This window comes from Bordetella sp. FB-8, from assembly GCF_000382185.1.
GTDB lineage: Bacteria > Pseudomonadota > Gammaproteobacteria > Burkholderiales > Burkholderiaceae_B > Bordetella.
Genome location: NZ_KB907784.1, coordinates 915,773 through 931,037, shown reverse-complemented (window position 1 = coordinate 931,037; position 15,265 = coordinate 915,773). Strand labels below are relative to the sequence as shown.

Here is a 15,265-nt window from a genome sequence, read left to right as displayed (position 1 = left end):
ACGATTTAGAGTTGTCCCGTGGTGAGCGTGCGGTGCACCTTGGCCGGATCGGTCTCGTTGGCCAGGACCGCACGCAATTCTTGATTGGACATCAAATGGGCCAGTTCGGCCAGAATGTCCAGATGTTGTTGCGCCGCGTTTTCCGGAACCAGCAGGCACAGCAGCATGGAAACGGGCAGGCCGTCAGGCGCTTCGAAAGGTATGGGCCTGGCCAGCCTGAAGAACGCGCACAAGGGCTGGTGCAGGCCCTTGATGCGGCCATGCGGTACGGCCACACCTTCGCCCAGCCCGGTGGACCCCAGTCGCTCACGCGCGAAGAGGCTGTCGTACACCGTGGTACGGGCCAGGCCGTGGTGGTTTTCGAATAATAGGCCGGCGTGCTCGAACGCGCGCTTCTTGCTGGTGGCGGGCAGGTCGAGCACCACGTTGCCGGGAGGAAGTATGCGCGACAGGTGGTTCATTGCGGCCATTATAGGGAGAGGATGCCGCAGTGCAAAAAACAAATTGGGGGCGGAATATGGGGTGCTGCGCACCGAGACGTTTCCCGGGCCTAACCGCTCCGGCTTCGCAGGGCGCGACGCAATGAAAAAAGCCATTCGCGAGAATGGCTTTTAACTTGTGCCGGACGCGTCCGCTCAAGCGGTAGTGGCGTCGGCGACCTGACGCTTGGCCGATTCGGTGGCGTGGTTTTGCATCTTGTCCTTATGCTTGATGACCTGGCGATCGAGCTTGTCGACGAGCAGGTCGATAGCGGCGTAGAGATTTTCGTCAGTCGCTTCGCAATGGATGTCTTTACCGCGCAGATGCATGGTGATTTCGGCTTTTTGCCGCAATGGCTCTACCGAGAGCATGACCTGGGTGTCGATGACGTGATCGAAATGTCGTAATACTCGAGACAGTTTGTTCATCACGTATTCGCGGATGGCGGGGGTAACGTCGAGATGGCGACCGCAAATGCTCAGGTTCATACTTGCTCTCCTACAAAAGAGAAAAAAAGGTGCGCGAGGAATGCGCGGATTCGTCGTAAGAAAGGCTCCTTGTATTGGGTTCAGGCTGGGTTGAAATCCGATGGGCATCGACGACGCCCATGAACCTAGTGTAGAGATTCTGACGCGCAAAACAAGATGTGGCCGCCACGAAATTGTGACGGCGTGATGTCTTTCAGAAGATTTTCGCGAAAAATTCCTGGCGCTATAGCTATAGTGCCTGCACGAAGAAACGCTTTTTCTGGACGAGACATGACTGCCCCGCATTTTCCTTGTTTGGTGGGTTGCGCGACCGGATTTTCAGGCGATCGCACCGATGGCGCGCCGCCCGTGGTGCGCACCCTGGCTGCTCGCGGCGGGGGCACCCTGATCTTCGAAACCCTGGCCGAGCGCACCCTGGCGCTGGCTCAATTGGCGCGCAACCAGGATCCTGAGGCCGGCTACGAGCCTTTGCTGGAGGATCTGGTCGGGCCCGTTCTGGGCGACTGCATGAAGCACGGCATCAACATCGTCAGCAATTTCGGCGCGGCCAATCCGCCGGCCGCAGCGCGGCGCATCGCATCGATCGCGGCCCGGCAAGGTCTGCCAGCGCCGCGCATCGCGGTGATTCACGGTGACGCGCTGGACAGCCCCGAGCAACGCGCGCTGCTGCGCGAACGCCTGGGCGCCGAGTTCGACCGGATCGATGTCATCAGCGCCAATGCCTATCTGGGCGCGCAAGAGATCGCGCAGGCCTTGCGCGCGGGCGCCCAGGTCGTGGTGGCCGGGCGCGTGGCCGATCCCTCGCTTACAGTGGGACCCGCGTTGGCGCACTATGACTGGAGCGACGATGACTGGCCGCGGCTGGGACGCGCCACGATGGCCGGGCATCTGCTCGAATGCGGCACGCAGGTCACCGGCGGCTATTTCGCCGTTCCCGGCCTGAAGGAGGTGCCCGGCCTGCACGAGACGGGCTTTCCGATAGCCCAGATCGATGCTGACGGCGCCTGTGTGATCGGCAAGGCCGAGAACACGGGCGGCAAGGTGGATGCCCGCACCGTCAAGGAGCAGCTCCTCTACGAAGTCCACGACCCTGCGCGTTACCTCACGCCCGACGTCGTGGCCGACCTGAGCCAGGCGGGCGTGACGGAACTGGGCGGCGATCGCGTGGCTGTGCACGGCATCACGGGCCATGCGCGGCCGCGGGAACTGAAGGTGAACGTGTGCTATCGCGGCGGCTGGCTGGCCGAGGCCGAGATTTCCTATGCCGGCTTGCAAGCCGAGGCGCGGGCGCGCCTGGCCGGGGATATCGTGGCGCGCCGCATCGGATCGGCGATGAGGCTGCGCATTGATCTCATCGGCGCGATGAGCATTCTGGCCGACGATGACGGCGCCCTGCTGGCAGGCGTGCCGGATCGGCATGGGCAAGATGTGCGGCTGCGTGTCGCGGCGCGGCACGACGACCGGGCGACGGCCGAGCGCGTGCTGCGCGAAGTCACGGCGCTGTATTGCTGCGGCCCCGCGGGCGGCGGGGGCGTACGCACCTCGCTGCGCCCGCGCCTGGCCACGCTGTCGTGCACGGTACCGCGCGAGATCGTGGCGGCCGGATGGACCATGCAGGAGTCCCGCTGATGACGACCGCAACGGGATCCGTGCCGCTCTACCGCCTGGCGCACAGCCGCACCGGTGACAAAGGCGACATTTCCAACATCAGCCTGATTGCGTGGGACGCCGAGTGCTACCAGGTGCTGCTTGCCGAGGTGACCGAAGCGCGCGTGGCGCAGTGGTTCGCTTATCGCAAGCCTGTGCGGGTGACGCGCTACGTGCTGCCGGGCCTGCAAGCCATGAACTTCGTTCTCGAAGGTGTGCTCGACGGCGGCGTTAACAGCGCGCTCAACCTGGACGCGCATGGCAAGAGCCTGTCCTTTCATCTGCTGGCGCAACAGGTGGCCGTGCCGGCGGAGTTGGCGGCACGCCTGCCCGATGTGTCCGCCGTCGGCGAGGCGGACTTTACATCTTGAAGTGTTCGCCCAGATAGACCCGGCGTACGGCCGGGTCGCTGACGATTTCGTCCGGGTGCCCGTTGGTGAGTACCTTGCCTTCGCTGATGATGTAGGCGCGGTCGCAGATGCCCAGCGTCTCGCGCACATTGTGGTCGGTGATGAGCACGCCGATGCCGCGGCCCTTGAGAAAGCGCACGATGCGCTGGATCTCGATCACGGCGATGGGGTCCACGCCGGCGAAGGGTTCGTCCAGCAGGATGAAGCGCGGCCGGGTCGCCAGAGCGCGGGCGATTTCCACGCGACGGCGCTCGCCGCCCGACAGCGAGATCGCCGTGTTGCTGCGGATGTGGTCGATCTGCAGTTCGTCGAGCAGGGATTCCAGGTTTTCGTCGATCTGGGCGCGCGACAGCGCCGCGCCCTTGGGATCGAGTTGCAGTTCCAGCACGGCGCGTATGTTCTGCTCGACCGTCAGTCGGCGGAACACCGAGGCTTCCTGGGGCAGGTACGACAGGCCCACGCGCGCGCGCTTGTGGATGGGCATACTCGTGATGGGCATGTCGTCGATCTCGATGCGGCCGGAGTCGGCCGGCACTAAGCCTACGATCATGTAGAAGCTGGTGGTCTTGCCTGCGCCGTTGGGGCCCAGCAGGCCCACGACTTCGCCGCCGGCGACGGACAGCGACACGTCCTGCACTACGGTGCGGCCGTTGTAGGTCTTGCGCAGGCCTATGGCGCGCAGCGTGCCTTGCGGCTGGATCGCCGCGGCGGTCGAAGGAGTTGCGGTCATGTGTGGAATATCCGTCGGATTACTTCTTGGCGCCGTTCGGGGATTTTTTCTCGGCCGGCTTGCCGTGCTGTGCCGCGCAGGCCTGCATCGCGGCCTGGATCTTGGCACGGGGCTCGGCCAGCGAGCGCACCCGGCCGTCGGGTCCAGCCGAACCCGGTCCGCCCTGCGCTTCGTAGACGTCGCTCTTCTGGAAGTAGCGGATGCGCTCGCCGCGTATGGTGTCGTAGGGCTTGCCGCAGACATAGCGGATCACCACGGCGTGTCCGATGAGATCGAACTGCTGCTTCTTGCCGTCGTACTCGCCGCGCAGGCCCGTGCCTTCGATGTGCTCGTAGGTTTCGGGGCGGTCTTCGGTGATGGTCACGACTTTGCCCTTATTGGCGGTAGCGGTGCCGAACTGGTTGCCGTCCTTGTCTTCGTTGACGACCAACTGGTCGGCTAAGATGGTGAGCGAACCGCGCGTGGCCACGACGTTGCCGGTGAAAATGCTCCGGCGGTTGGCGTCGTCGTAATGCAGGGTGTCGGAAGTGACCTGGGTGCTGGGCTGCTCGGCGGGGCTGCTGCCCTGGCCCGAAGCCTGCGCCGGACCGGGGGCTGGCGCGGCCGCCTGGCCTTGAGCCTGGGCACCTACGGCGGTGAAGGCCAGCAACAGGGCCAAGAGATATGCGGTCGGATGAGTCATTTTTTCTCTGGGAGGGGATTGGCGGCGCCGCCGCCGGCCGGATCGTTGTTTGCGGGACGAGAGGACGCCTTGTTGGTGTCGGCAGGAGCGAGGTTGACGTTGCTGGCCGAATACACCTCCAGCTGCTGGGTCTTGTTGTTGTAGCGCATGCCGACGCCATCCATGGTGGACTGGCCCTTGACCACATGGGCGGGCAGGTCGGTATAGACCACGTCATCGTTGGGCAGAATGACGAACTTCTGGCTATAGGCGTCCAAGGCGCCGTTCTTGGCGTCGGCCGGCCGATGCACGTGTGCGTCGCCGATCATGGTGATGCGATTGTTGTGGTCATCCAGGATGGCCGTCTTGGACGTGCCTACGGTGATGGGGTCGCCCGCCCGCTGGCCTATCGCTCGCGGATTGGTCACGTGGTAGGAATCGTCGTCGGGGAAATGTTCGCCATAGTCGCCTTCGAGCCGGTTCACGGGCTTGCCGGCGGCGTCGGTGCGCAACATGACGAAATTCTTCGACCAGGAATCCATCTCGTGCGTCATGCGCCGAGGCGGGTCGGTCTGGATGGCCGTTTGCGCGAATTTGGCTGCCCACCAGGTACTCAGCACCAGGACGATCAGCAATATCAGCGCCATCAGGGCGGGGAAGCGTTCTTTCATGGCGGCTTTACTGGATGACACCGTCGCCGAACAGCGGCTGCGCCATCAAATAGCTTCCCAGCCGGCCGCGCGCGGCCAGCAGCAGGTCGCAGCACTCGCGCGCCGCGCCGTTGCCGCCTTGGCGCGAGGCCACCCAGTGCGCTGATTGCACGATGTAGTCCGGCGCGTTGGGCACGCTGGCGGCGAAGCCGGCGCGCTGCATGGCGGGAAGATCGATGAGGTCGTCGCCCATGAAGCCGGTCTCGTTCAGCGCAATGCCGTGCCGTTGCGATATCTCGTTCAAGGCCGCGCTCTTGTCGCGCACGTCCTGCATCACGTCGGCGATGCCCAGTTCGGCGGCGCGCCGGGAGACGATGAGGCTGGAACGGCCCGTGACCAGCGCGACTTTCACGCCGCTTTGCGTCAGCAGCTTCAGGCCGTGGCCGTCCAGGACGTGAAAACGCTTGAGCGTTTCGCCGGCTTCGCCATAGTAGAGGCCGCCGTCGGTGAGCACGCCGTCGACGTCGAAAAGCATCAGGCGCACGGCGGCGGCGCGTTCGCGTACGGCGGGTGCTACGCGGGCCAGGACCAGCGCTTCGGCGGGATGGACGAGCTTGATGGGGGGATTCATGAATGACTCGGGTATGGGGCGGGCCTGTCGGATCAGACCACCTTGGCCGCCATGAGGTCGTGGATGTGCAGCGCGCCCAGCAGCACGCCTTGCGCATCGACGACCAGCATCTGGTTCAGCCTGAGGGTGTCCATGATTTGCGCGGCCTCGGCGGCCAGCGCGTCGGGGCCGATGGAGCGGGGAGCGCGCGACATGCCGGCCGCGACCGTAAGGCCGCGTACGTCGCCCTGGCGTTCGATCAGGCGGCGCAGGTCGCCGTCGGTGAAGATGCCGACCGGGCGGGCGGCTGCGTCGACCACGGCAGTCATGCCCATGCGCTTGGCGGAGATCTCCTCGAGCGCGCGGAATAAAGGCGCATCTTCCCGTACGGTGGGCAGGTCTTGGCCTTGCCGCATGACGTCGCGCACGTGGGTCAGCAGGCGCCTGCCCAGCGCGCCGCCGGGGTGCGAGCGGGCGAAGTCTTCCGTGCCGAAGCCGCGCGCCTGCATGCAGGCCACGGCCAGGGCATCGCCCAGCGCCAGCGAGGCCGTGGTGCTGGCAGTGGGGGCCAGGCTAAGGGGGCAGGCCTCCTGGGTGACGCCGGCGTCCAGGTGGACGTCGGCCAGCCGGGCCAGGTCGGACGCGGGATTGCCAGTGATGGAGATCAGGCGCGCGCCCATGCGGCGCACCAGGGGAACGATGGTGAGCAGTTCGGCGCCTGTGCCGGAATAGGACAGGGCGATCAGCACGTCGGCGGCGGTGATCATGCCCAGATCGCCATGCACCGCTTCGGCGGCGTGTACGAAAAAAGCGGGTGTGCCAGTGGAGGCCAGAGTGGCGGCGATCTTGCGGGCGATATGGCCGGTCTTGCCCAGGCCGCTTACGACCACGCGGCCGCGGCAGTCCAGCAGCAGGCGCACGGCTGCGCCGAAACTGCCGTCCAGGCGGGCGGAAAGGTCCTGCAGCCCCTGGATCTCGGTCTGTAGCGTGCAGCGGGCCGAAACCAGGGCTTGGTCGGGGGAAAATTGATCGGGCATCGGGGGATTTTAATCGTACCGGAAGGATTTTCCCTTCGCAGTTGCCGCCTCCTGGGGGCTATGGCATCCTGAGGCGGATATTTCCGACGGTTTCGTCCGGCTTCCTCCATCATTTTCCCCTTCCTTCGCTTATGACCGCCTTTCCCGACCCGGTGCTCGGCACCCCGCTTTCCCCTTGCGCCACCCGAGTCATGCTGCTGGGTTCGGGCGAGCTTGGCAAGGAGGTGATCATTGCCTTGCAGCGCCTGGGAACGGAGGTCATCGCGGTGGACCGCTATGCCGACGCTCCGGGGCATCAGGTGGCGCACCGCGCCCACGTGGTGTCCATGACCGACGTCCAGGCCCTGCGCCGGATCATCGAAGCCGAGCGGCCTCATGTCATCGTGCCCGAGATCGAGGCCATCGCCACCGATCTGCTGGTCGAACTTGAGGCGCAGGGCCAGGTCCGCGTCACGCCCACGGCTCGCGCCGCCCAGCTCACCATGAACCGCGAGGGCATACGCCGACTGGCGGCCGAGACCCTGGGCCTGCCCACATCCCCCTACAAGTTCGTCGACAGTGAGCAAGAACTGCGGGCGGCCATCAGGGAGGGCATCGGCTTTCCCTGTGTCATCAAGCCGGTCATGTCCTCCTCGGGCAAGGGCCAGTCGGTAATCCGCGATGAAACCGGCATCGCCGCGGCCTGGCGCTATGCCCAGGAGGGCGGCAGGGTCGGGGGCGGGCGTGCCATCGTAGAGGGTTTCATCGATTTCGAATACGAGATCACGCTGCTCACAGTGCGCGCCCGCGCCGCGTCCGGGCAGATCGAAACTCGGTTCTGCGAACCCATAGGTCACAGGCAGGTCGACGGCGACTATGTCGAGAGCTGGCAGCCGCAACCCATGGCGCCGGCGGCCCTGGCGCGCTCGCACGAGATCGCCCTGGCGGTCACCGCGCAGCTGGGGGGGCTGGGCGTTTTCGGCGTGGAGCTTTTCGTGGCGGGCGACCGGGTCTGGTTCTCCGAGGTCAGCCCGCGCCCGCACGACACGGGCATGGTCACCCTGATCAGCCAGGTACAGAATGAATTCGAGCTGCATGCTCGCGCCCTGCTGGGCCTGCCGGTGGACACGTCGCTGCGCCAGCCGGGGGCCTCCAGCGTCATCTACGGCGGCGTCGACGCCCGCGGCGTGAGTTTCCACAATGTGGCCCAGGCGTTGGCCGAACCGGGCACGGATGTTCGCCTCTTTGGCAAACCCGAATCCTTCGTCAAGCGACGCATGGGCGTGGGCCTGGCGACGGCGCCGGACGTGGAACAGGCCCGCGCCAGGGCGCTGCGGGTGTCTTCGGCGGTGCGGGTCGAGGCAGCTGGTTAGGCAAGAGCGGTCGGACCCTATCTTTTCCGGCATTGACTGGCCAGACCGGCGTCTGCCGATACGGAGCATTTTGACTTTTTTTGTCATAGGTCAATAACACTGCCATCGAGATGGATTCTAATGTCGTTGCGCCTTGTTGCTTTAGATTCTATAATTTCAGAAATTATTGAAAGTAATGTAACAGATGACGATATCCCCTCAAGCCGAGCGTTTCATTGTGCATTTCGGTGAAATGGGTAGCCGCTGGGGCGTCAATCGCACGGTGGGGCAGATCTACGCGTTGTTGTTCCTGGCGCCGCAACCGCTGTGCGCCGACGATATCGCCGAGGCGCTGGCCGTGTCGCGCTCCAACGTCAGCATGAGTCTGAAGGAATTGCAATCGTGGCGGCTGGTCAAGACGGCGCGCCGCGTGGGCGACCGGCGGGACTACTTCGAAACCCCCGGGGATGTATGGGAGATATTCCGCGTTCTGGCCGAGGAGAAACGCAAGCGCGAAATCGATCCAACCATGACATTGTTGCGTGATACTTTGATGGAGTCGCCTTCGGGCGAATCCGAGGTCTACGCCCAACAGCGCATGCGAGAAATGCTGGAACTCATCGAACTGTCCACCGGCTGGTTCGACGAGGTGCAACGCCTGCCCCCCGAGACCCTGCGGCGTCTGATGAAGCTGGGTTCACGCGTGCAGAAAGTATTGCAGTTTGCCGGGAGGCTGCGCATCCACGAATGAGCGGATGCAGGCATTTCGTCTTCAAGGAGTTCGAGGAGACCCGTATGATCGACATGGATGTTGTCACCCTGTCCCGGCTGCAATTCGCCGCGACCGCGCTCTACCACTTTTTATTCGTTCCCCTCACGCTGGGCCTGTCCTTCCTGCTGGCCATCATGGAAAGCGTGTACGTCATGACGGGCAAGCCCATCTGGAAGCGCATGACGATGTTCTGGGGCACGCTCTTTGGCATCAACTTCGCCCTGGGCGTGGCGACCGGCGTGGTCATGGAATTTCAGTTCGGCATGAACTGGTCCTACTACAGTCACTACGTGGGCGACATCTTCGGCGCGCCGCTGGCGCTCGAAGGCCTGTCCGCGTTCTTCCTGGAAGCCACTTTCGTCGGTCTGTTCTTCTTCGGCTGGAACCGGCTGAGCAAAGTGGGTCACCTGTCGGTGACCTGGCTCACGGCCCTGGGCACCAATCTGTCGGCGCTGTGGATTCTGATCGCCAACGGCTGGATGCAGAACCCGGTTGGCGCGGTGTTCAACCCCGACACCATGCGCATGGAAATGACGGATTTCGCCGCCGTGCTGTTCAACCCGGTGGCGCAGGCCAAGTTCGTGCATACGGTCAGCGCTGGCTACGTGCTGGGTGCCATGTTCATCATGTCGATCAGCGCCTGGTTTCTGCTCAAGGGGCGGCACATCGAGCTGGCCAAGCGTTCCATGGTGGTTGCGGCCAGTTTTGGCCTGGCCGCTTCGCTGTCGGTGGTGGTGCTGGGCGACGAGAGCGGCTACCTCACCGGCGAGCATCAGCAGATGAAGATCGCCGCCATGGAGTCGATGTGGGAGACCGAGCCGGCTCCGGCCAGCTTCAACCTGCTGGCCTGGCCCGACCAAGCCCAGCACAAGAACGACTTCGCCATCCACATACCCTACGTGATGGGCCTGATCGGCACGCGTTCGCTCACCGAGCCGCTGCTGGGCATCAACGACCTGGTCAAGCGCGCCGAGGTGCGCATCCGCTCGGGGATCACGGCCTATGAGGATCTGCAGCGCATTCGTGCCAACCCCAAGGACGAAGACGCGCGCAAGGCGTTCGCGGGCAACTGGAAGGATCTGGGCTATGGCCTGCTGGTCAAACGCTACCAGCCCGATTTGTCCAAGGCCACCGATGCGCAGATCCAGCAGGCGGCATGGGATACCGTGCCTACGGTGATGCCGCTGTTCTTCGTGTTCCGCCTCATGGTGGGCGTGGGTATCTACCTGATCCTGTTCTTTGCCGTGGCGTTCTGGATGGCATCCAAGGACAAGCTGGCGCATTGCCCGCTCCTGCTCAAGATCGCGCTGTGGAGCCTGCCGCTGCCCTGGATTGCAATCGAGTCGGGCTGGTTCGTGTCCGAGGTAGGTCGCCAGCCGTGGGTGATCGAAGGCGTGCTGCCGACCTATTACGCGGCGTCCGGCCTGTCGCTGCTCGATGTGGCCAGCACCCTGGGCATCTTCGTCGTGCTCTACACGGTGCTGTTCATCGTCGGCGTCAAGGTCATGCTGCATGCCATCAAGACGGGTCCCAAGGACAGCGCACCGGCTTTGGCCGGCAAAGACCTGGGAACCGTTCACGCGGTGCTGGACGCCTGAGCAAAGGGAGATAGAAAATGGAAAACCTGATTCCTCTGGACTATGCCACGCTGCGTGTCATCTGGTGGGGGCTCATGGGCGCCCTGCTGATCGGCTTCGCGGTCATGGACGGTTTCGACGCCGGCGTCGCGGCGCTGCTGCCGCTGGTGGGCAAGACCGATGCCGAGCGGCGCGTGGTCATCAATGTGGTGGGTCCCGTATGGGAAGGCAACCAAGTATGGCTGATCACCGCGGGCGGCGCGATCTTTGCCGCCTGGCCCATGTTGTATGCGGCCTCGTTCTCGGGCTTTTACCTGGCCATGATGCTGATCCTGCTGGCGCTGATCCTGCGCCCGGTGGGGTTCAAGTACCGCAGCAAGTTCGAAGGTTCCGCCTGGCGCAACACGTGGGACGGCGTGCTGTGCTTTTCAGGCGTTGTGATCGCGCTGGTGTGCGGCGTGGCCATGGGCAACGTCATCCTGGGCGTGCCGCACGGCCTGGACCCGGGATCCATGCGGCCGGTATACACCGGCATGTTCTATCAGCTCTTCTCCCCTTTCGCGCTGCTGTCGGGCGTGCTGAGCGTGGCCTTGCTGGTTATGCACGGCGCGGTCATGCTGGCCTGGCGCACCGAGGATCCCATCTCCAGCCGCGCACGCGGCTGGGCCCGGCTGGCCGCTTTGCTGGCCATCGCGCTCTTCGTGCTGGGCGGCTTCTGGGTGGCTTATGGCTTGAAAGGCCAGGTCGCGAGTGGATTCGACATGAACGGGCCGTCCGATCCCCTGGTCAAGACCGTGACGATGCACGTCGGCGCTTGGATGAACAATTTCCATACATGGCCGCTGATGTGGATCGCGCCGGTGCTGGGCGTGGCGGGCGCGCTGTTCGTATTGCTTGCGCCGGGCGCCGGCGCGCTGGCGTTCATCGCCTCGGCGGCCTCGATCGCCGGTGTCATTCTCACGACGGGCTTTGCGCTCTTTCCTTTTCTGTTGCCCTCGTCCTCGCAACCGGCGGCCGGCCTGACTGTCTGGGATGCCTCGTCCAGCCGCTTGACCCTGTGGATCATGCTGGTGGCGGTGGTGATCTTCCTACCCATCATCACGAGCTACACCGCCTGGGTGTATCGCGTCATGCGGGGCAAGGTCACGCATGAATCCGTGGGCGGTACGCCCAATTCGTATTGAGCCGGAGGTTTTTTGCCATGTGGTACTTTTCGTGGATATTGGGTTTGGGTCTGGCCTGCGCCTTCGGCATTCTCAACGCCATGTGGTTCGAACTGCGCGAAGCGCGGCGTGATGATCCGGCCGCACAGGATCGGTGAGCGGCCTGTCGGGCATCGAACACGCGCCGCAATCGGCCTCCAAGGTCCAGTCCGCCTGGTTGTCCGGTCAGGCCAGGCTGGCGCGCGCGCCGCTCGCCGTGGCGGGGGCGGCGCCGCTACTGGCGGGAGCCTTACTGGCCTTGCAGGCGTGGCTTCTGGCCGGTGTGCTGGACGCGGCGCTGGTCCACGGCGCAAGCCGCGCTCAGCTTTTGCGGCCCATCTCCTCCATCGGCTGCCTGATCCTGCTGCGTGCGGTCCTGGCCTGGTTGGCCGAGCGCGCCGGCGCGAGGGCCGCTGAGACCATCAAGCACCGGATCAGGCTGGCGCTGTTCGACCGCTTGCTGCGCGCCGGTCCGCAATGGACGCGTCGTCAGGTTTCGGGCGAGTTGGCCAGCGCACTGGTCGAGCAGACCGACGCACTGGAAGGTTTCTTCGCCAAATACCTTCCGGCCGTGGGCGCGGCGGGTGTGCTGCCCGTGGCGTTCTCGGTGCTGGTGCTGCCGCAGAGCATCGTGGCGGGACTGCTGCTGTTCATTACCGCGCCGCTGATTCCGGTATTCATGGCCCTGGTGGGCTGGGGCGCGGAGGCGGCCAGCCGACGCCACGCTCGGGCCATCGCCAGGCTGTCGGGTTTTTTTGCGGACAGGCTGCGCGGATTGTCCACGCTCAAACTATATGGCCGGGCCGATGACGCGGCCGTCGATGTGGCGCAGGCCAGCGAAGCCCTGCGCGCACGCACGATGGCGGTGCTGCGCGTGGCCTTTCTGTCTTCGGCCGTGCTGGAATTCTTCGCCGCGCTGGGCGTGGCCGGCGTGGCCCTGTACATCGGCCTGCGCTACCTGGGCTTGCTGGGTGCGCCAGACCCGGCTTTCGGCCTGCGGGCAGGGTTCTTCTGCCTGCTGATGGCGCCCGAAGTCTATGCGCCCTTGCGTCAGTTCGCCGCGCATTATCACGATCGCGCCGCCGCGCGGGCGGCCGTGGCCGAGATCGACAGGCTGTTCGACGGCCTGCCCGAACCAGGCGAGCCGGTGTCGGACACCGCTGCTCAGGCCGTCGCCCCAGGCGTGGCGCAGGCCTTGAGCCTGACGGCGCAGGCGTTGACGGTCGACGCGCCGGGTCGTCCTCAAGCGGTGTTGCGCGAGGCGCAACTGCGGCTGGCTGCCGGTGAACATGTCGTCCTGATGGGCGCCAGCGGCGCCGGCAAGACCACGCTGCTCGAAGCGCTGTGCGGACTGCGGACCGCGCGAGGCGAAATTCTGCTGGACGGCACACCATTGCAGGATTGGCAAGAACCGGAACTGCGCGCGCGCGTCGCGCTGATCGGCCAGAAGCCTTATCTGTTCCAAGGTACGATCGCCGACAACATCCGTTTTGCCAAACCCGATGCGAGCCTCGCCGAGGTGGCCGACGCCGCCCGGCGCGCCTGCGTGTCGGAATTCGCGCAGGCGATGCCGCGGGGCCTGGAGACAACGCTGGGGCCGCGCGGCGCGGGACTCTCGGGTGGGCAGGCGCAGCGCGTGGCCCTGGCGCGGCTGTTCCTGCGCGACGCGGGTCTGGTGTTGCTGGACGAGCCGACGGCGCATCTGGATGCGGCCACGCAGGAGCGCGTGATCGAGTCCATTGTCGAATATGCCCGCGGGCGCAGCCTGCTGCTGGCCACGCATTCCCATGCGGTGGCCCGGCATTTTGCGCGCCGGCTGCAGCTGGTCGAAGGCAGCGTGGTCCAGCTATGAGGCGCGGCGTATCGATTTTCGCGCTCTATCGCCGGCGTCGCGCGGACCTGGCGCTGGCCTTGCTGCTCGCCTTGCTGGCCGTGGCGGCCGGCGTGGGCCTGCTTGGCGTATCGGGCTGGTTCCTGGCGGGCGCGGCCCTGGCTGGCGCTGGATCCGATTTCAATCTGTTCGCCCCCTCTGCCCTGGTGCGCGGCCTGTCTTTTCTGCGCATCGGCGCGCGCTATGCCGAGCGCCTGGTCGGACACGGCGCCACACTGCACCTGCTCGCGGATTTGCGCGGCACGCTCTTCGGCAAGCTGGCCCGGCTGACGCCCAGGCAGCTTGCGCGCTTTCGCGGCGGCGATCTGGTGGCGCGGCTGACCAGCGACGTGGACGCCCTGGACACGGTATTTCTCTTCGTGCTCGCGCCCATCGCCACGGCCCTGCTGGGCGGGCTTGCGGTGGCGCTGGTGGTCGCGTGCAGCCTGCCTCTGGCGGGTCTGGTTCTGCTGCTGTGTCTGCTGGCGGCCTGCCTGCTGGTGCCGGTGGGCCTGGCGATCGCCTCGCGGCGCTCCGGTACTCAGGCACAGCAAAGCGCTGCCGATCTGCGTACCGCCGTGCTCGATGCCGTCGAAGGCCACGGCGATATCGAGGCCATGGGCGCCCGCGCCGCCGTGCTGCGCCACACCGACCGGCTGTGTGGCCTGGCCGCCCAGGCGCGGCAATCGCAGTCGCGCCTGGCCGCGCATGGACAGTGGGTTCTGCAGGCGGCGGCCGGCCTGGCGTTGCTGGCCGTGTTGTGGACGGGGCTGCCGGCCATTGCCGCAGGGCGCGTGTCCGGACCCTACCTGGCCGGGCTGCTGCTGGCTGCGCTAGCGGTTTTTGAAGTGGCCGGGCCCGTGATGCGCGGCGCTTCGCGCCTGGGTGCCGCGCGAGCGGCGGCCAGACGCATGTCGGCCTTGCTGGGATCCGATCCCGATTTGCAGGACCCGGCGCAGCCCTTGGCGATGCCGGAGTCGGGCATCCTCGCGATGCAGGGTGTGCGCTATGCCTACCCGCAAGTATCGGGAGAGGCTGAGTCCTGGGTGCTGGACGGCGTCGATTTCACGCTGATGCCCGGCGAGCGGGTGGCGATCGTCGGGGCCAGCGGCGCGGGCAAGTCCACGCTGTTGCACCTGCTGCTGCGCGTCGAAGACCCCGGCGCGGGCGAGGTGCGCTTTGGCGGATGCGATCTGCGGCTATGCGCGCAGGCCGATGTACAGCGCCGCATTGCGCTGCTGTCCCAGGATGCACCGGTTTTCCTGGGTACGGTACGCAGCAATCTGCGCATCGGCGATGCCGCGGCCGACGATGCTGCGCTCTGGGCGGCCTTGCGCGCGGCGCGCCTGGATACTTTCGTGCGCGGCTTGCCGCGCGGCCTGGACAGCTGGGTAGGCGAGACGGGCGCGGCGCTGTCTGCGGGGCAGGCGCGGCGCCTGTGCCTGGCGCGCACGCTGCTGGCGCCGGCCTCGGTGCTGCTGCTGGACGAGCCTACGGTAGGGCTGGACGCCGAGACCGAGGCCGCTTTCCTGGGCGACCTGCCGCAAGCCCTGGCCGGGCGCGCGGCGGTGCTGGTCACGCATGCCGCGCTGCCGCGCGATGCGGTGCATCGCCGGCTGCGCCTGCACGATGGTCGTCTCCAGGCCTTGGAAACTATGTAAGCGACGGGCCTTGGCACCGCGGTTGCGGCTATAGTGCGGTTTGCATCTTTTTTGTCGCCGGGCCGCCCCAAGGCAAAAAGCAGCCCCCTTGGGGGGCAGCAAGCCGAGGGCGCAGCGTGGGGGCTTTTTTTGGGACATC

The 15,265-nt window shown here is 65.7% G+C and carries 16 protein-coding genes; 9 read left to right on the top strand and 7 right to left on the bottom strand.

Translation table 11 applies throughout. The features are described 5' to 3' along the window. Positions 1-5: 5 nt before the first annotated feature. Positions 6-461 (bottom strand): PTS sugar transporter subunit IIA, encoded by a 456-nt coding sequence (locus tag H143_RS0104365; RefSeq protein ID WP_019937010.1) that lies wholly within the window; start codon positions 459-461, stop codon positions 6-8. A 174-nt stretch (positions 462-635) separates the two neighbouring features. Continuing rightward, the gene (gene hpf, locus H143_RS0104360) at positions 636-968 is read right to left on the bottom strand and encodes a ribosome hibernation-promoting factor, HPF/YfiA family (RefSeq protein ID WP_019937009.1); all 333 of its coding nucleotides are present in this window, start codon (positions 966-968) and stop codon (positions 636-638) included. Between the two features lie 270 nt (positions 969-1,238). Between hpf and H143_RS0104355 the strand changes: the two genes are divergently transcribed. Both H143_RS0104355 and H143_RS0104350 read left to right on the top strand, forming a co-directional pair. Continuing rightward, on the top strand, positions 1,239-2,597 hold the full coding sequence (locus H143_RS0104355) for an acyclic terpene utilization AtuA family protein (protein ID WP_019937008.1): 1,359 nt from the start codon (positions 1,239-1,241) through the stop codon (positions 2,595-2,597). Continuing rightward, positions 2,597-2,986 (top strand): hypothetical protein, encoded by a 390-nt coding sequence (locus H143_RS0104350; RefSeq protein ID WP_019937007.1) that lies wholly within the window; start codon positions 2,597-2,599, stop codon positions 2,984-2,986. The genes H143_RS0104355 and H143_RS0104350 overlap by 1 nt, the downstream gene beginning before the upstream one ends. Here the strand turns inward: H143_RS0104350 and lptB are convergent. Genes lptB through H143_RS0104325 form a run of 5 tightly spaced genes read right to left on the bottom strand, consistent with a single transcriptional unit; the run spans position 2,976 to position 6,713 of the window. Then, the gene (gene lptB, locus H143_RS0104345) at positions 2,976-3,755 is read right to left on the bottom strand and encodes an LPS export ABC transporter ATP-binding protein (RefSeq protein ID WP_019937006.1); all 780 of its coding nucleotides are present in this window, start codon (positions 3,753-3,755) and stop codon (positions 2,976-2,978) included. The two genes, H143_RS0104350 and lptB, sit on opposite strands and share 11 nt — an antisense overlap. Before the next feature lie 19 nt (positions 3,756-3,774). After that, positions 3,775-4,437 carry a lipopolysaccharide transport periplasmic protein LptA gene (lptA, locus tag H143_RS0104340; RefSeq protein WP_019937005.1) on the bottom strand — a complete coding sequence of 221 codons (663 nt, stop codon included), beginning with the start codon at positions 4,435-4,437 and terminating at the stop codon, positions 3,775-3,777. After that, complete coding sequence (gene lptC / locus H143_RS0104335) at positions 4,434-5,087, bottom strand: LPS export ABC transporter periplasmic protein LptC (RefSeq protein WP_019937004.1); 654 nt, start codon at positions 5,085-5,087, stop codon at positions 4,434-4,436. Before lptC ends, lptA begins: the two co-directional genes overlap by 4 nt. A gap of 7 nt (positions 5,088-5,094) precedes the next feature. Next, positions 5,095-5,697 carry an HAD family hydrolase gene (locus H143_RS0104330; protein WP_019937003.1) on the bottom strand — a complete coding sequence of 201 codons (603 nt, stop codon included), beginning with the start codon at positions 5,695-5,697 and terminating at the stop codon, positions 5,095-5,097. 32 nt (positions 5,698-5,729) lie between these two features. After that, a complete protein-coding gene (locus H143_RS0104325) occupies positions 5,730-6,713 on the bottom strand; it encodes an SIS domain-containing protein (RefSeq protein ID WP_019937002.1) in 984 nt (327 codons plus the stop codon). Between the two features lie 131 nt (positions 6,714-6,844). On the opposite strand from H143_RS0104325, the gene purT reads away from it, so the two are divergent. The 7 genes from purT (at position 6,845) to cydC (ending at position 15,126) form a co-directional block, all read left to right on the top strand. Next, positions 6,845-8,065: a formate-dependent phosphoribosylglycinamide formyltransferase gene (gene purT / locus H143_RS0104320; protein ID WP_026349717.1), complete on the top strand. Its 1,221-nt coding sequence runs from the start codon at positions 6,845-6,847 to the stop codon at positions 8,063-8,065. Positions 8,066-8,249: 184 nt separating this feature from the next. After that, positions 8,250-8,795, top strand: a complete 546-nt coding sequence (locus tag H143_RS0104315; RefSeq protein ID WP_019937000.1) for a GbsR/MarR family transcriptional regulator — start codon at positions 8,250-8,252, stop codon at positions 8,793-8,795. Between the two features lie 44 nt (positions 8,796-8,839). Continuing rightward, the gene (locus tag H143_RS0104310; protein WP_019936999.1) at positions 8,840-10,414 is read left to right on the top strand and encodes a cytochrome ubiquinol oxidase subunit I; all 1,575 of its coding nucleotides are present in this window, start codon (positions 8,840-8,842) and stop codon (positions 10,412-10,414) included. Between the two features lie 17 nt (positions 10,415-10,431). Continuing rightward, entirely contained in the window at positions 10,432-11,577 is a 1,146-nt protein-coding gene (gene cydB / locus H143_RS0104305) for a cytochrome d ubiquinol oxidase subunit II (protein WP_019936998.1), read from the top strand. Positions 11,578-11,594: 17 nt separating this feature from the next. After that, positions 11,595-11,714 (top strand): cytochrome bd-I oxidase subunit CydX, encoded by a 120-nt coding sequence (cydX, locus tag H143_RS21935; RefSeq protein WP_019936997.1) that lies wholly within the window; start codon positions 11,595-11,597, stop codon positions 11,712-11,714. Further along, on the top strand, positions 11,711-13,447 hold the full coding sequence (gene cydD / locus H143_RS0104295) for a thiol reductant ABC exporter subunit CydD (RefSeq protein WP_019936996.1): 1,737 nt from the start codon (positions 11,711-11,713) through the stop codon (positions 13,445-13,447). Before cydX ends, cydD begins: the two co-directional genes overlap by 4 nt. Next, on the top strand, positions 13,444-15,126 hold the full coding sequence (cydC, locus tag H143_RS0104290) for a thiol reductant ABC exporter subunit CydC (RefSeq protein ID WP_019936995.1): 1,683 nt from the start codon (positions 13,444-13,446) through the stop codon (positions 15,124-15,126). Before cydD ends, cydC begins: the two co-directional genes overlap by 4 nt. The last annotated feature ends 139 nt before the right edge of the window (positions 15,127-15,265 follow it).

Coding starts and splice junctions, on each gene's coding strand:
- H143_RS0104315 (WP_019937000.1), top strand. CDS start 8,250: ATGACGATATCCCCTCAAGCCGAGCGTTTCATTGTGCATTTCGGTGAA.
- cydX (WP_019936997.1), top strand. CDS start 11,595: ATGTGGTACTTTTCGTGGATATTGGGTTTGGGTCTGGCCTGCGCCTTC.
- purT (WP_026349717.1), top strand. CDS start 6,845: ATGACCGCCTTTCCCGACCCGGTGCTCGGCACCCCGCTTTCCCCTTGC.
- lptC (WP_019937004.1), bottom strand. CDS start 5,087: ATGAAAGAACGCTTCCCCGCCCTGATGGCGCTGATATTGCTGATCGTC.
- H143_RS0104310 (WP_019936999.1), top strand. CDS start 8,840: ATGATCGACATGGATGTTGTCACCCTGTCCCGGCTGCAATTCGCCGCG.
- H143_RS0104355 (WP_019937008.1), top strand. CDS start 1,239: ATGACTGCCCCGCATTTTCCTTGTTTGGTGGGTTGCGCGACCGGATTT.
- cydB (WP_019936998.1), top strand. CDS start 10,432: ATGGAAAACCTGATTCCTCTGGACTATGCCACGCTGCGTGTCATCTGG.
- lptA (WP_019937005.1), bottom strand. CDS start 4,437: ATGACTCATCCGACCGCATATCTCTTGGCCCTGTTGCTGGCCTTCACC.
- cydC (WP_019936995.1), top strand. CDS start 13,444: ATGAGGCGCGGCGTATCGATTTTCGCGCTCTATCGCCGGCGTCGCGCG.
- hpf (WP_019937009.1), bottom strand. CDS start 968: ATGAACCTGAGCATTTGCGGTCGCCATCTCGACGTTACCCCCGCCATC.
- H143_RS0104330 (WP_019937003.1), bottom strand. CDS start 5,697: ATGAATCCCCCCATCAAGCTCGTCCATCCCGCCGAAGCGCTGGTCCTG.
- H143_RS0104365 (WP_019937010.1), bottom strand. CDS start 461: ATGAACCACCTGTCGCGCATACTTCCTCCCGGCAACGTGGTGCTCGAC.
- lptB (WP_019937006.1), bottom strand. CDS start 3,755: ATGACCGCAACTCCTTCGACCGCCGCGGCGATCCAGCCGCAAGGCACG.
- H143_RS0104325 (WP_019937002.1), bottom strand. CDS start 6,713: ATGCCCGATCAATTTTCCCCCGACCAAGCCCTGGTTTCGGCCCGCTGC.
- H143_RS0104350 (WP_019937007.1), top strand. CDS start 2,597: ATGACGACCGCAACGGGATCCGTGCCGCTCTACCGCCTGGCGCACAGC.